The organism is Saccharothrix coeruleofusca, from assembly GCF_014648515.1.
GTDB classification, from domain to species: Bacteria; Actinomycetota; Actinomycetes; order Mycobacteriales; family Pseudonocardiaceae; genus Actinosynnema; species Actinosynnema coeruleofuscum.
Genome location: NZ_BMRG01000004.1, coordinates 180,961 through 194,181, shown reverse-complemented (window position 1 = coordinate 194,181; position 13,221 = coordinate 180,961). Strand labels below are relative to the sequence as shown.

The window sequence follows — 13,221 nt, the reverse complement described above, 5'->3', positions numbered from 1 at the left end:
CTGTTCCTCCCGCTGTTATCGCTAACACTCCGAGACGAGCCGAGTGACCGCTCGACGTGGACGGACGCCCTCATTCGTAACGGTGCCTCCAGCACCGTGTCAACACTTCACCTTCCTCGACCGATTTCGACTTCCCTGTCGAACGTATTCGACGGAGACGTCGAACGGTGTCGAATGGAGTACTTCGCCCGGAATCCAGGGGAAATCCGCTGGCGAGATCCGCCGCATCCCACTGTTAGCGCTAACAGCCCCGATACCCTGAATTTCGCCTTCACTTCAAGGTCGACCTGGGGCGGTGGACGCTCACGCGATGGCGCGGAGGTAAGCGGCCAGCGCGCGGTAGTACGGCACGACGGTGGTCAGGTCGGCCCACTCGTCCGGACCGTGCTGGCCGTCTCCGCCGATGCCGAAGATGACCGCGTCCACGCCGCGCTGGTAGTAGAAGCGGGAGTCCGCGGCCCCGTGCTTGCGCAGGAAGTCGCCCGAGTAACCCTGGGACCGCGCGGCCCGCCGCAGCGCCGCCACGTCGGTGCTGCCCGGATCGGCCCGGTGCGGCGGTTCCACCTGGTCGACCTCGACCACCACGCCCGGCGGGCACAGCGCCGCGAGGTGGGCGGCGACCTCCTGCGCCGAGCGGCCGTCGAAGTCGGCGTCCTCGGGCGGGAACCGGATGTCCAGCCAGGCCGTCGCGTCGGCCGGGACCTGGTTCAACGCGGTGTTGGTGGTCTCGACCCCGGCGACGTTGACCGTGGTGCGCCACGCCTCGCCGGTCGCCACCGGGTAGGCCGCGAGCAGCCCGTCCACCGCCCGCATCACCTTGAGCAGCGCGTTGTCCCCCAACCACTGGTAGGCGCTGTGGGCGCTGCGCCCGGTCGCGCGCAGGCGGGCGTTGAGCAGCCCCTTGGACTCGGTCACCAGGCGCAGCCCGCTGTGCTCGCCGATGACCACGAACCGCCCGCGCACACCCCGCTCCAACTGGTGGCGCGTGCCGTCGCGACCGCCGACCTCCTCGTCGGTGACCAGCTGGAGCGCGACCGGGAAGGGCAACCCTGCCGCCACGTCCCGGAAGACCAGTGCCTGCACCAGCGCGGACAGCTTCATGTCCTGCGCGCCTCGGGCGTGCAGGCGGTCGCCCTCCCGGCGCGGGCGGAACTGCTCGGGCGCACCGGGCACCACGTCGAGGTGGGCGTTGAGGATCACCCGGAACTCCGGCCGCGACCCGCCGAGGTGGACCAGCGCGCTGGGTTTGCCGTCGGACTCGAAGCGCTCCACCGCGAACCCCGTGCCGACCACGTCCAGCACGAAGTCCAGAGCGCGGTGCAGGTCATCGGGTCGGTCGGCGGTCGACCGGATGGCGAGCAACTCCTCGGCAAGCGGGAGGAACGTGTCCAACTCCACTGCGCCATGGTGCCCGGTCGAGGGTGGAGCGGATTAGGTTATAACCTATAGAGAGGATGACTACATGACCGGATCTGCGTCGCTGTTCGTCCACGTCCATCGCGCGGCGCGTGGGCAGCGCCTCGCCCGCGACGGGGGTGTGGACCGGTGGTAGCGGTGTTCGCGCACTCGGCGCTGACCCAGGTGGTGATCTTCCTGCTGCGCCCCACCGCCTCCTACCGCGCGCTGGAGCTGGACGTGCCCGCCACGTGGCTGGGCGCGCTGTCGGCGGCCTTCGCGTTCGTGCCCCTGGTGGTGGCGCTGCCCGCCGGCCACTGGGCGGACCGGTTCGGCGAACGGTGGACCCTGGTCGCGGGCGCCGCCCTGATGACGGTGGCGTGCCTGGGATTCCTGCCGTCCAACGGCGGCGTGGCCGGGCTGTTCGCGGCCAGCGCGCTGCTGGGCACCGGCCACCTGTTCGCGATGGTCGGGCAGCAGGCGCTGGTGGCCAACAGCTCCGCGCCCGGCCGGTTCGACGCGGCGTTCGGCTACTACACCTTCTCCGCCTCGCTGGGCCAACTGGTCGGCCCGCTGCTGATCCCGGTGCTGGGCGGCAGCCGCGCCATCCCCGACACCCGCGCCATCTTCGTGGGCGGCGCGGTGTTGTCGGGCGTGCTGCTGCTGGGCTCGCTGTTCGTCCGCCGCACCCCGGCTCGTGGTGGACGAACAGCGGAATCCGGCGGGTGGGCCGCGCTGCTGCGCCTGCCCGGCCTGCCACGCGCGCTGCTGACCAGCTGCGTGGTGCTGGCCTCGGTGGACATCTCGCTGGTCTACCTGCCCGCGCTGGGCGCGGAGCGGCACCTGGCCGCGAGTGCGGTCGGGGTGCTGCTGGGACTGCGGGCCGCCGCGTCGATGACCTCGCGGCTGTTCCTGGGCAGGCTGACGCCGCTGGTGGGGCGCAAGCGGCTGCTGATCGTCAGCACCGCGCTGGGCGCGGCGGGACTGGGTGTGGCGGCGCTGCCGGTGCCGCTGTGGGCGCTGGCGGTGGCCGTGGTCGTCGCCGGGCTCGGCCTGGGCGTGGGCCAGCCGCTGACGATGTCCTGGCTGGCCGAGTCGGCGCCGCCGGGGATGCGCGGCCGGGCGATGTCGCTGCGGCTGACCGGCAACCGCGCGGGGCAGGTCGTGCTGCCTGGCGTGGTCGGGCTGGTCGCGGGCGGCCTCGGCGCGGCCGGGGTGCTCGCGGTGACCGCCGCCGCGCTGGCCTGGACCGGGTTCGGGGCCCGCAAGCTGTCGGTCGACCCGCCGGGCGCGACGACCTGAGCGCGACACGGCCACAATGAGCGCCATGCGCGAGCCCAAGGTGTTCATCGCAGGTCCGGTGTCCTGGAACCAGTTGGTGGCTGTGGAGAAGCTGCCCGAGCCCCGACCGCACGCCGTGTTCGCCTCCGATCACTGGTTCGCCCTCGGCGGCACTTCCGCGGGCAAGGCGCTCAACCTGGCGGCACTGGGCGCGCGGGTGACGCTGCGCACCGTGGTCGGCGACGACGAAGCGGGCCGATTGGTGCTGGACAAGTTGCGGGCCGCGGGCGTCGAGGTGATCGCCGAGGTCATCGACGGTGCCACCGAGCGGCACCTCAACCTGATGGACCCGCGCGGCGGCAGGCTCTCGATCTACCTGGAGCTGCCGCGGTTGCGCTCCCCCCGGCACGACGACCGCGCGCTGGAAGCCCTCGCGGGTGCCGACGCGGCCGTGGTCGACCTCGCCGACCACGCGCGCCCGTTCCTGGCCGCGGCCCGCACCGCCGACGTGCCGGTATGGTGCGACCTGCACGACTACGACGGTGCCTCCGCGTTCCACCAGGACTTCGTCGACGCCGCCGACCACGTGTTCCTCAACGATGACGGCATGGCCACCCATGCGGACCTGATGCGGTTCATCACCTCCCGCAGGGCCGCGGTGGCCACGCTCGGGGCCGAAGGCGCGGTGGCGGCGGTGGACGGCGCGGTGCACCGGGTGGCCGCCGCACCGGTCGAGCGGATCGTGGACACCAACGGGGCCGGGGACGCCTTCTTCTCCGGTTACCTCGTGGCGCACCTGGGCGGTGCCGACGTGCCGGGCGCGCTGGCGGCCGGGGCGGCGCAGGCCGCGCGCTGCCTGGCCTCCCCCGAGCTGGCACCACTGGACTGAAGTTCGGCGGCACCGCGGTCGATCAGGCGGAGCGCTCCTCGATCAGCGCCCCCACGCCCTTGAGCAGCCTGTCCAGCCCGAAGGTGTAGGCGTGCTCCGGGTTGTGCGCCGCCTGGTGCGCCTGCCCGGCCGCTTGGCCCACGCGCGCCGAGATCGGGAACCGGGCTGGGTCCATGACCTCCGCGACGAACGGCTCGACCTCGCGCCACCACTGCTCGTCGGTGATGCCCGTGCGGCGGACGACCCGGTCGGCCTCGACCCGGCGGCGGGCCACCCCCTCGACGTGGGTGTGCACGAGGGTGATCACGGCGTCCATCTCGACGTCGGTGAGCCCGATGCCCTCGACCACGCTGAGCTCCCGCTCGTACTTCGCCGTCGCGTGCGGTCCCAGCGGAGGACGGCCGGTGAACACCTGGAGCACCCACGGGTGGCGCATGCACAGGTCCCAGTTCACCCGCGCGACCCGGCGCAGACCCTCTTCCCAACCGCTGTCCTCCGGTGCGCCCAGCTGCTCGACGGCTTCCCCGTAGACCTTGTCGAGCATGGCCTCGACCAGCTCCTCGCGGGACGCGACGTAGGTGTAGAGCGACATCGTGCCCACGCCCAGCGCTTCCGCGACCCGGCGCATGGACAGCGCGGCCAGGTCCTGGTCGGCGTCGGCCAGCTCGACGGCGGCGGCGACCACCCGCGCGGTGGTCAGGGTGTGCTTGGGTCCGCGTCGCGGGAGCTGTCGGGTGCCCCACAGCATGGCGATCGTGCGCGCCGGATCGCCACTGCCGCTGCTCTCCACCATGACACCATCATAGGAACCCACTCCGTAGGCCCTACGCAATGCGCGTTGCGCAGGGCCTGCGGTCACCGCCCGTCCGGCGCGCCGTCGGCGACCGCGCCGACGAGTGAGATGCCGGGGGCGTCCGGCGCGGAGTTCGGCAGGTCGAAGCGAACCCGCTCGACCGGTTCGGCCTCCCCGTCAATCACCGTCGGCACGAAGAGGTCCTCGCTCACGTCGCCGGGCAGGAAGACGGTGCTGTCCTGCAACCCGGTGGTCGACAGCGGCCGCGAGGGCAGCGGCTCCTCCTGGAAGACGCGCTCGCGGAACCATGTCTCGTCGACGTCGGTGGTGGACAGCTCGACCCCGCCGGGGGCCACCGGAAGGCCGCCGACCGAGACGTTCGAGTCGGCCGCGGCGGACAGCGTCAACCGCCACAGCAGGGTGCCGCCCTCGGAGACCTCGTCGGTGACCGGGGTGGCGGTGAGGACCGGTCGCGGATCGTCGTTGGGCACGGTCAACCTGCCCGCGTAGCGGCCGACGACCGCGCCCCGCACGGCCTTGACCACGACCGTGCGCCGCGCGTCGAAGCTCCACCGGGTGTTGCCGGTGACCTGAACGGGGACTTCCAGCTCGCGCTGTCCCGGCTCGACCGCCACCAGCTGCTCGGTGTAGGTGGTCGCGCCCTGGTCCTGGACGAACACCCGCACCGAGCCCGCGCCGTCCCCGGTGACCGAGACCGGGAACCGGACGGTCCGCGTGCCGGAGTCGCCCTCCTCGACGGTCAGCGCGCCCACGTCGACACGCGGCAGCGCCACCGGTCGCGGGTCCGGCAGGCCGGGGGCCCAGCCGTGGGCGTCGATCAGCCACGCCTCCCCGCCGCCGCCGTGCGGGACCAGCTCCAGCTCGGCGACGCGGCGCAGGTCGATCCCGCGCGCGGGCAGCGGCACCCGGACTTCCTGGGCCCAGCGGCCGGACACCCGGTCGGTGGCGGGCAGCCCGTCCAGCGTCACCGCGCCCAGTCGCGCGCGGCGTCCGGTCGAGTCGGTGACGGCCACGTCGAAGCGGGTGGCCGTGGTGTTCGGCGGCACGGCCAGCCGCAGCGCCAGCTCCCGCGACCCGGCCAGGGACACCGGCGCGCCGGGGCGCGCGGTCGCGGTCTGCCCGTCGGCGCTCCAGCGCAGCGCCACGGCGAGTCGACCGGACTCGGACGCGATGCGGTTGAACCGGACGAAGTGCGGCGACGGGCGGCTGGCGGCCGGGTCGACGCACGCCGCGGCCGGGTCGGCCGAGACCTGCGCGCACATCCGCGCGCCACCACCGGCGGTGGTCGTCTCGTCGGGCACGACGAACGGGGTGCGGTCGGCGCCGACGGCGTGGGCGAGCACGCGCGCCGGGTCGGCCGACGGGGCACGCGCGCCCGAGCCGTCCAGCAGCGGCAGCACCCGCCGGTCACCCGCGACGAACAGGCGCGCCGCCGCGGCGATGTAGGTCGCGCCCGCGCTCTGCTGCTGCTCGGCCGTGAGGCGGGTGGCGGTGCCCGGCGAGCACACCGGGTCCTCCGGCGGGGAGCGGAAGTCGTCGGAGGCCGGGGCCTCCGCCTGACCGGGGGTCCACTCGGCGTTGAAGTAGTTGTGGTTCGCGCCGACGAAGTACAGCGCGCTGTGCAACGCGGTTCCACGGCTGACACCGCGGGTGGCGTCCACGTACATCTGGCCCTGCAGGTCGGCCACGTCCCCGTCGCAGCCGGGCAGGACCGTCACCGACGGCACGTCCGGTGCGGGGTTGTGCCCGAAGACCGTCGGACCGATCAGCACCTGGCCCTTGATCGTCCAGCGCGCGGGCTCGTCGTGGCCGCTGCCGGGTGGCGGCGGGACGAGGCTGTCGACCACTGCCCGGTTGACCCCCTCGCCGCCACGGGAGTGCCCGACCAGCAACACCCTGCCCGGATCGGCCACCGGCGCGGTCCGGACGACCTCGGGTGCCGAGGGCCGTCCCTGGCCCGCCCAGTCCGCCCACCTGGCCAGGTGCGCGCGCACCAGCGCCGACCGCGCGCCCGCACCCGAGTCCTGGTCCAGCGCGTCCTGCGCGTTGACGCCGTTGGCCGAGATGGAGACGGTCACGTAGCCCTGCGAGGCCAGCAGTCGCTGCGCCTGGAGGTAGCCGCGGTGGCTGGGTATCGGCTTGGACGGTGCCGGGCAGGGCCACTCCAGCAGGATCGTGGTCCCGTCGTAGCAGGTGGCGTGCCTGCCGTGCAGCAGCAGCGCCAGCGGACGCCGCCCCGGCGCACCGGTCGGCGCGACCACCACGGCCCGCATCTCCAGCGGCACCGCGTAACCGGGCACGCTGATCGGGTCCAGCTCGTACTCCCCCGTGCTGGTGGCGAACGGGCCGGGTGTGCCGGGATCGACCTCCCCGGCGGGCAGCGGCGCGGGCAGCGGCGCGATCACCCCGGCCGACGGGGAAGCGGGCTCCTCGACGTCCAGGCGCCTGCCCGACACCCGCACCTGCAAGTCGGCGGCGTCGCCGACCTCCGCCGACTCCAGGGTGTAGGTCCGCAGGTCAGCGGACGGGCGCGGCAGACCCAGCAGCCGGTCACCGTTCCAGAACTCCACCGCCGCACCACCCGGCGGAACCGGAGCGGGCGCCGTCCACGTCAACCGCGCGCCGCTGACCACCCACCCCGGCGACGGCGAGTCCGGCACCGGTTGAGCCTGAGCCGTAGCCGCGATCGGCGTGACCAGAGCCGCCACCAATAACGCGGGTAACAGGGTGCTCAGCGAGCGCATGGCAATCCCCTTTGATCGACCGACGTCCGACCAGTTCTAGTGGTGCCGGACGACGCGCCACAAGCGTCTTAGGGGCAGAGAGAGGCGACGACGCGGCCTCAGCCCGAGTTGACAGGGACGGCACATGGCCGGGTTCAGCGGTCGAACCGGCCGCTCTTCACCGCCGCCAGGAAGGCTGCCCCGCGCTCAGCCGGGAAAGCCAGCAGCGGCCCCTGCGGGTTCTTCGAGTCCCGCACGGCCAGCGCGGCGGGAATCAGGGCCAGGTCGACGCAGCTGCCGTCGTGGTTGCTCGCGTTCTTCCAGCGAGCGCTGGCGAAACAAGCGCTGTCGATCATGCGATGCCTCCTGCTCTTGTCCACTCGTTGGCCGCCGTGCGCAACAGCTCGAAGGACAGATCGGGGCTCAACGCCGAGGCGCGCAGACGGTTGAACGCCACGTTATAGGTGTCCAGCTGTCCTGCTTTCTCCAGCAGGTACGAGTGGGACACGTCCTCCACGTACACCATCGGAGGCTCGTCGTCGTTGTCGAACGACAGGATGGTGAACGGCGAGGACATGGCAGCGTGCGCACCGGCGGAAAACGGCAGCACCTGGAGCGTCACGTTCTTCCGTCGAGCCAGTTCCAGCAGTCGCTCCACCTGCCCGATCATGGTCTTCGCACCGCCCACCGCGCGGCGGACGACCGCCTCGTTGAGGATCAACCAGTAGTCGACCGGATCGTCACAGGTCACGAGGGCTTGTCTTGCCATCCTGAGTTCGACTCGACGTCGTACTTCGACGTCGGACATCTGGGGAGCCATCGCCTCCACCACGGCACGGGCGTAGTCCTCTGTCTGGGCCAAGCCGTGCACGAGTTCGGACTCGTACACCTGAAGCCGGGAGGCGTCCTGCTCGAAGGCCATGTAGGGCCGGCGGGTCTCAGGCGCGGCTTCCGGGTGCTCTTGGAGCAGACCGCGATGACGGGCCTCTCGATTCCACTCGATGAGCTGGGTGCGCAAGGGGTCGGGGGTACCGAGGTAGTCGAGGACGCGGATCAACTCCGACGGGTTGAAGTTGGCGCGATAGGTCTCCAGCTTGCTGATCTTGGGCAGCCCGCACTCCAGCAACCGGGCGATGTCATCGCGGGTCCGCCCCGCTTCCTCCCGAAGGCGTCGCACCTCGCGAGCGACTCGGCGGCGTCGGATCGTGGGCCGCGGGCGAACCATCGAGCACCTCCATCGTCTCTTGGCCGCCGCTCAGTGTGCAGGGTCGCGACTCGCCTCCTCCGTCGAGTTACTTCCATCGAGCGACTTCCGTATGGAACATTCCATTCGTAAAGTTCCATGCGAGCGCTCGTCCCGCAGTGCCCAGCCGTCCCAAACCCAGGGGTTCATCGGTACCCGATGACAACCGCGCGCTTTGCGAGCACCGGCAGGGCTTCTCACCACTGAAAGGCACATCGCATGGACAAGCTGGCCGAACTGGAACCGCTGTGGGACGAGGCCGGGTTCGCCGACTTCCTCAAGGGGTTGTCCGAGGACGACGCTCCCCGGCTGTTCGCCATCGCGCACGAGTACGGCACTCGGCACGACGGCTGGATCGCCGCGTGGGGCATGGCTTTCCGCGACCGCGCGGAGGTCGTGTCCACCGAAGGGGATTTCCGCACCAGCACCCAGAGCCCGGACAGCGCTCTGGCCATGTTCGCGCGCATGGCGGGCGGTGAAGACGTGAAGCTGCACCTGCTGTGGCTCACGCCGCCCCGGTCGTGAGCGGGCAGGCCGCGTCCGGTTGACCTGAACGCGCGACTCGCGGTGTCCGAACGCTCGGTTCGGGGTGCGTGAGCGCGCGACTCGCGGAGGGCCGGAGGCGGGTGGGCGCGGTGTGGCGCCCACCCGCCGGAGCGGATCAGGCGATCGTGGCGGGGAACCTCTCCCACACCCGGTGCGCGCCCAGCAGCCCCGAGATCGCGGCGAACACCTCGTCCGCGTCCTCGCCCACGACCACGCCGGGGTCGGACGCGGCGCAGCCCGCCAGGGCGAGCGCGTTCGCGCCCGTGCCCCACGCGCCGATCGCCTTGGCGTGGCGGAAGCACTCCTGGACCATCAGCACCACGCGCGGGTCCACCGGGGCGGTCGCGGTGGCCGGGTCGCCGGTCTTGGCGTCCCTGGCCGGGATCGCGTCCGCGCCGGGCGGCGGGCTGCCCGCCAGCAGCAGCGCGTCGAACTCCACCGACCGCGCGGTCAGCAGCGTGCGCTGCGCCTGCAGGCCGTCGCCGACCGGGCCGCCGTGCGGCGCGACCACCAGCGGCACCATCCCGGCCGCGTGGATGGCCGCGGTGACCTCGCGGACGCCGTCGAGGTGCTCGGGGTCGACCACCACGCCGATGATCCGGCCGTCCGTCGGCCACACCCCGCCGAGCTGGGACAGCGCCGGGCTGGGCTCGACCTCGGGCGCGGGCTTGTCCGCCTCCGGCACGGGCAGGCCCAAGCCCGCCGCCACCTGCGCGCACAGCTCGGCGTCCACGTTGGCCAGCACGCGCAGCTGGCGCTCCTTGATGGCCTGCTCGTAGCACTTGCCCAGTTCGAAGGTGAACGCCCGGACCAGGTGCTCCTTCTCCACCGGGCTCATGCTCTTCCAGAACAGCCGCGCCTGGCTGAAGTGGTCGTCGAAAGACGCAGGCGAGCGCCGCACCTTCGTCGCCGCGGCCACCGGCTGCGGCACCTCGATGTAGGCGCCGGTGGTGTTGCCCGCCATGAACGGGCAGCCGCCGTCGAGCGAGTTCGGCTTGTACGGCGCGACACCGGTGTGCACGGCGTGCTGGTGGAAGCCGTCGCGCAGCATGTCGTTGACCGGCACGTGCGGGCGGTTGATCGGGATCTGGTTGAAGTTGGGGCCGCCCAGGCGGGACAGCTGCGTGTCCAGGTAGGAGAACAGCCGCGCGTGCAGCAGCGGGTCGTCGGTGATGTCGATGCCGGGCACCAGGTGCCCGACGTGGAAGGCGACCTGCTCGACCTCGGCGAAGAAGTTGGAGGGGTTGCGGTTGAGCACCAGGGTGCCGATGGGCTGGACCGGGGCCAGCTCCTCGGGCACGATCTTGGTCGAGTCGAGCAGGTCGATGCCCTCGAAGGTCTGGTCCGGGCTGTCCGGGAACACCTGGATGCCCAGCTCCCACTGCGGGAACGCGCCCGCCTCGATGGCGTCGTACAGGTCGCGCCGGTGGTAGTCCGGGTCGACGCCGTTGACCAGCTGCGCCTCCTCCCACACCAGCGAGTGCACGCCCAGCTTGGGCTTCCAGTGGAACTTGGCCAGCGAGGTCTCGCCCTCGGCGTTGACCAGCCGGAAGGTGTGGACGCCGAAGCCCTCCATCATCCGGTAGGAACGCGGGATGGCGCGGTCGGACATCTGCCACATCACGTGGTGGGTGGCCTCGGTGTGCAGCGAGACGAAGTCCCAGAACGTGTCGTGCGCGCTCTGCGCCTGCGGGATCTCCCGGTCCGGGTGCGGCTTGGCGGCGTGGACGATGTCGGGGAACTTGATGCCGTCCTGGATGAAGAACACCGGGATGTTGTTGCCCACCAGGTCGAAGTTGCCCTGCTTGGTGTAGAACTTCGTGGCGAAGCCGCGGGTGTCGCGCACCGCGTCGGCCGAGCCGCGCGAGCCCACAACGGTGGAGAACCGCACGAACACCGGCGTCTCCACGCCCTCTTCGAGGAACTCCGCCTTGCAGACCTTGGACGCGGTGCCGTAACCGATGAACACGCCGTGCGCGGCTGCACCTCGGGCGTGGACCACGCGCTCGGGGATGCGCTCGTGGTCGAAGTGCATGATCTTCTCGCGCAGGTGGTGGTCCTGCAGCAGGGTCGGTCCGCGTTCGCCCGCCTTGAGCGAGTGGTCGGTGTCGTGCAGGCGCAGTCCGGTCGACGTGGTCAGGTACTCCCCCTGCTGCGCCCTCGCCGTCGGCGGCGCGCCCGTGGGAGCGCCGGTCGCCGTACCGGTGGCGGGCGCGCTCTGGTCGGGCTTGGGCGGCAGCGGTTCCCGAGGCTGCGACGGCGGCTCCGGCGAGGGCGGCTGCGACCCCGGTGCGCCGGGGATCGGCGGCGTGGTCATCTCGGCGATCTTCTCCACCGCCTTGTCCAGCGCGTCCTTGACCACCTTGGCCGGGTTCTTCGAGTCCAACGCGTCCTCCTCGTCGAGTGCTCGCGCGTGGATACCCGCCATGATCGACAGCTACACGCCCACCGCGGCCGAGGCCGGTGCGATCAGCGAGGAACCGGGGTGACCGCGTCCGCCGGGTGGTCGGCGGTGAGCGGGGGCGCGGTGCCGCGCAGGGCGGTGAGCTGGGCGGCCGAGAGGCAGAACACCCGGTTGCCCCCGGCCTGCGCCCACTCGGCCAGCGCCCGGTGCGGCAGCTCGCGGTCGGAGGCGGCCAGCACCGCGTTGCCCGCCCGCTTGCCCAGCAGCAGGCCCGGTTCGGCGAGGAGCACCACGTGCGGGAACACCTCGGCCAGCGACGCCGCGGCGCGCAGCGGCAGGGTCATCTCCGCCGAGGACCACATGTTGCCCAGGTAGAGACCACCGGGGCGGAGGACCCTGGCGATCTCGCGCAGGAACTCCACGGCGGCCAGGTGGATGGCCACGGTGCCCGCCTGGAAGACGTCCATGACCACGACGTCGGCGGTGGCGTCGGGGGTCCGCCGGACTCCCGGCTCGCCGTCCTCGACGCGCACCCGGAGGTTCGCGATCGCGTCCAGGTCCAGGTCCAGGTGGGAGCGCACCAGGTCGACCAGCGGGCCGTCCAGCTCGTAGACCGTCTGGGGCGAGCCGGGGCGGGTCGCGGCCAGGTACCTGGCGATCGTGAAGCCGCCTCCGCCGACCTGGAGGGCCGACACCGGCTCCCCCTCGGGCCAGTGCAGGTCCAGCACCTTGGCCGCCCACGTGGCGTAGGGCATGTGCAGGTACGTCGGGTCGGTCAGGTCCACGCAGGACTGCAGGACGCCGTCGACCGTGAGCAGCCAGGCGGTCGGGCGGTACGGGGCGGGCGCCAGCCGCGCCGTGCCGAACCTCACCTGGCGCTCCACGGCCTCGCGGGATTCCACGCCGCCACCTTAGGCCCAGCCCACCCGGCCGGAGGCGCCAGTCGCGCGACCCCGTCGGAGGGCGACCCTCACGGTTCCCCAAGTCAAGGTCGACCCGCTGTCGGTGAAGGTGATCACCCCGGTAGGAACACCCCGCCCAGGACGGCCAGCGCGGCCAGGCCCGTCAGCACCGCCGAGGCCGCCAGGGTGAACCGCCCCGCCCGCGTTGAGGTTCATCACGACCGGTTGTCGATGAGTCGTCACCGCGATCGGTTCTCCGCTTCGCCCGACAGGTGCACCGCGACACGGCACTGACGGGCGCACGACCGCGCGGGCGGTTCGACCGAACTCAGGCCGAGCGGCTCAGCGCGGTCGGGAACGCGACGCCCGTCAACTCCTCGGAGACCCGCCACAGGCGACGTGCCACCTCCGCGTCCCTGGCGTTGCTCGCGCGGTCGACCAGCTCGGGCGCGCCGCGGCCTTGCATGAACCCGCCTGGGCCTGCGTAGCTGTCGCCCGGCAGGTCCGCCACGGCCGCGTACAGCGTGGGCAGCGCGCCGTCGTCGTCGCTCTGCGCGAACAGGCAGGCGACCGCCTCCTGCGCGCGGTGCAGCAGGCCGCGGCGACCGCTGGAGCGCAGCAGGTTGGTGGCGGCCATGCCGGGGTGCGCGGCGGTGGCGATCACCGGCGAGCCCACCCCGGTGAGCCGCCGCTGGAGTTCGGAGGTGAACAGCAGGTTGGCGAGCTTGGACTGGGCGTAGGCGGGCATCGCCCGGTACGGCTTGCGCTCCCAGTTGAGGTCGTCGAAGTCGATCGAGCCCACCCGGTGGCCGGTGGAGGAGACGGTGACGACCCGGTCCCGGACGCGCGGCAGGAGCAGGTTCGTGAGCGCGAAGTGCCCCAGGTGGTTGGTCCCGAACTGCAGCTCGAAGCCGTCGGCCGTGCGGGACAGGGGCGGGATCATCACCCCCGCGTTGTTGATCAGCACGTCGACGGGGTCGGTGAACCCGGCCGCGAAGGCGCGGACCGAGGCGAGGTCGGCGAG

Annotated in this window: 11 protein-coding genes; 3 read left to right on the top strand and 8 right to left on the bottom strand. The window is 72.3% G+C overall.

Going from position 1 to position 13,221, the window contains the following annotated elements:
* Nucleotides 1-303: 303 nt before the first annotated feature.
* On the bottom strand, nt 304-1,398 hold the full coding sequence (locus IEZ00_RS13010; protein WP_189223484.1) for a M20 family metallopeptidase: 1,095 nt from the start codon (nt 1,396-1,398) through the stop codon (nt 304-306).
* Nucleotides 1,399-1,545: 147 nt separating this feature from the next.
* On the opposite strand from IEZ00_RS13010, the gene IEZ00_RS13005 reads away from it, so the two are divergent.
* Nucleotides 1,546-2,697, top strand: coding sequence for an MFS transporter (locus tag IEZ00_RS13005; protein ID WP_189223483.1), 1,152 nt, complete (start codon nt 1,546-1,548; stop codon nt 2,695-2,697).
* Between the two features lie 25 nt (nt 2,698-2,722).
* Entirely contained in the window at nt 2,723-3,565 is an 843-nt protein-coding gene (locus IEZ00_RS13000) for a carbohydrate kinase family protein (RefSeq protein ID WP_189223482.1), read from the top strand.
* Nucleotides 3,566-3,587: 22 nt separating this feature from the next.
* On the opposite strand, the gene IEZ00_RS12995 is transcribed toward IEZ00_RS13000, so the two are convergent.
* The 4 genes from IEZ00_RS12995 to IEZ00_RS12980 form a co-directional block, all read right to left on the bottom strand.
* Nucleotides 3,588-4,358 (bottom strand): TetR/AcrR family transcriptional regulator, encoded by a 771-nt coding sequence (locus IEZ00_RS12995; protein ID WP_189223481.1) that lies wholly within the window; start codon nt 4,356-4,358, stop codon nt 3,588-3,590.
* 62 nt (nt 4,359-4,420) lie between these two features.
* Complete coding sequence (locus tag IEZ00_RS12990; RefSeq protein WP_189223480.1) at nt 4,421-7,039, bottom strand: hypothetical protein; 2,619 nt, start codon at nt 7,037-7,039, stop codon at nt 4,421-4,423.
* A gap of 218 nt (nt 7,040-7,257) precedes the next feature.
* Nucleotides 7,258-7,458 carry a DUF397 domain-containing protein gene (locus IEZ00_RS12985; RefSeq protein WP_189223479.1) on the bottom strand — a complete coding sequence of 67 codons (201 nt, stop codon included), beginning with the start codon at nt 7,456-7,458 and terminating at the stop codon, nt 7,258-7,260.
* Nucleotides 7,455-8,327 carry a helix-turn-helix domain-containing protein gene (locus IEZ00_RS12980; protein WP_189223478.1) on the bottom strand — a complete coding sequence of 291 codons (873 nt, stop codon included), beginning with the start codon at nt 8,325-8,327 and terminating at the stop codon, nt 7,455-7,457. Before IEZ00_RS12980 ends, IEZ00_RS12985 begins: the two co-directional genes overlap by 4 nt.
* A 237-nt stretch (nt 8,328-8,564) precedes the next feature.
* Between IEZ00_RS12980 and IEZ00_RS12975 the strand changes: the two genes are divergently transcribed.
* Entirely contained in the window at nt 8,565-8,870 is a 306-nt protein-coding gene (locus IEZ00_RS12975; protein ID WP_189223477.1) for a hypothetical protein, read from the top strand.
* 136 nt (nt 8,871-9,006) lie between these two features.
* Here IEZ00_RS12975 and IEZ00_RS12970 read toward each other — a convergent pair whose 3' ends face one another.
* The 3 genes from IEZ00_RS12970 to IEZ00_RS12960 form a co-directional block, all read right to left on the bottom strand.
* Entirely contained in the window at nt 9,007-11,319 is a 2,313-nt protein-coding gene (locus IEZ00_RS12970) for a catalase (protein ID WP_276530104.1), read from the bottom strand.
* A 41-nt stretch (nt 11,320-11,360) separates the two neighbouring features.
* The gene (locus IEZ00_RS12965; protein ID WP_189223476.1) at nt 11,361-12,197 is read right to left on the bottom strand and encodes a spermidine synthase; all 837 of its coding nucleotides are present in this window, start codon (nt 12,195-12,197) and stop codon (nt 11,361-11,363) included.
* A gap of 328 nt (nt 12,198-12,525) precedes the next feature.
* Nucleotides 12,526-13,221 (bottom strand): oxidoreductase (locus tag IEZ00_RS12960; protein WP_229795560.1); only part of this gene is annotated, 696 nt, incomplete at its 5' end.

Coding starts and splice junctions, on each gene's coding strand:
- IEZ00_RS12985 (WP_189223479.1), bottom strand. CDS start 7,458: ATGATCGACAGCGCTTGTTTCGCCAGCGCTCGCTGGAAGAACGCGAGC.
- IEZ00_RS12975 (WP_189223477.1), top strand. CDS start 8,565: ATGGACAAGCTGGCCGAACTGGAACCGCTGTGGGACGAGGCCGGGTTC.
- IEZ00_RS12970 (WP_276530104.1), bottom strand. CDS start 11,319: ATGGCGGGTATCCACGCGCGAGCACTCGACGAGGAGGACGCGTTGGAC.
- IEZ00_RS12995 (WP_189223481.1), bottom strand. CDS start 4,358: ATGGTGGAGAGCAGCGGCAGTGGCGATCCGGCGCGCACGATCGCCATG.
- IEZ00_RS13000 (WP_189223482.1), top strand. CDS start 2,723: ATGCGCGAGCCCAAGGTGTTCATCGCAGGTCCGGTGTCCTGGAACCAG.
- IEZ00_RS12980 (WP_189223478.1), bottom strand. CDS start 8,327: ATGGTTCGCCCGCGGCCCACGATCCGACGCCGCCGAGTCGCTCGCGAG.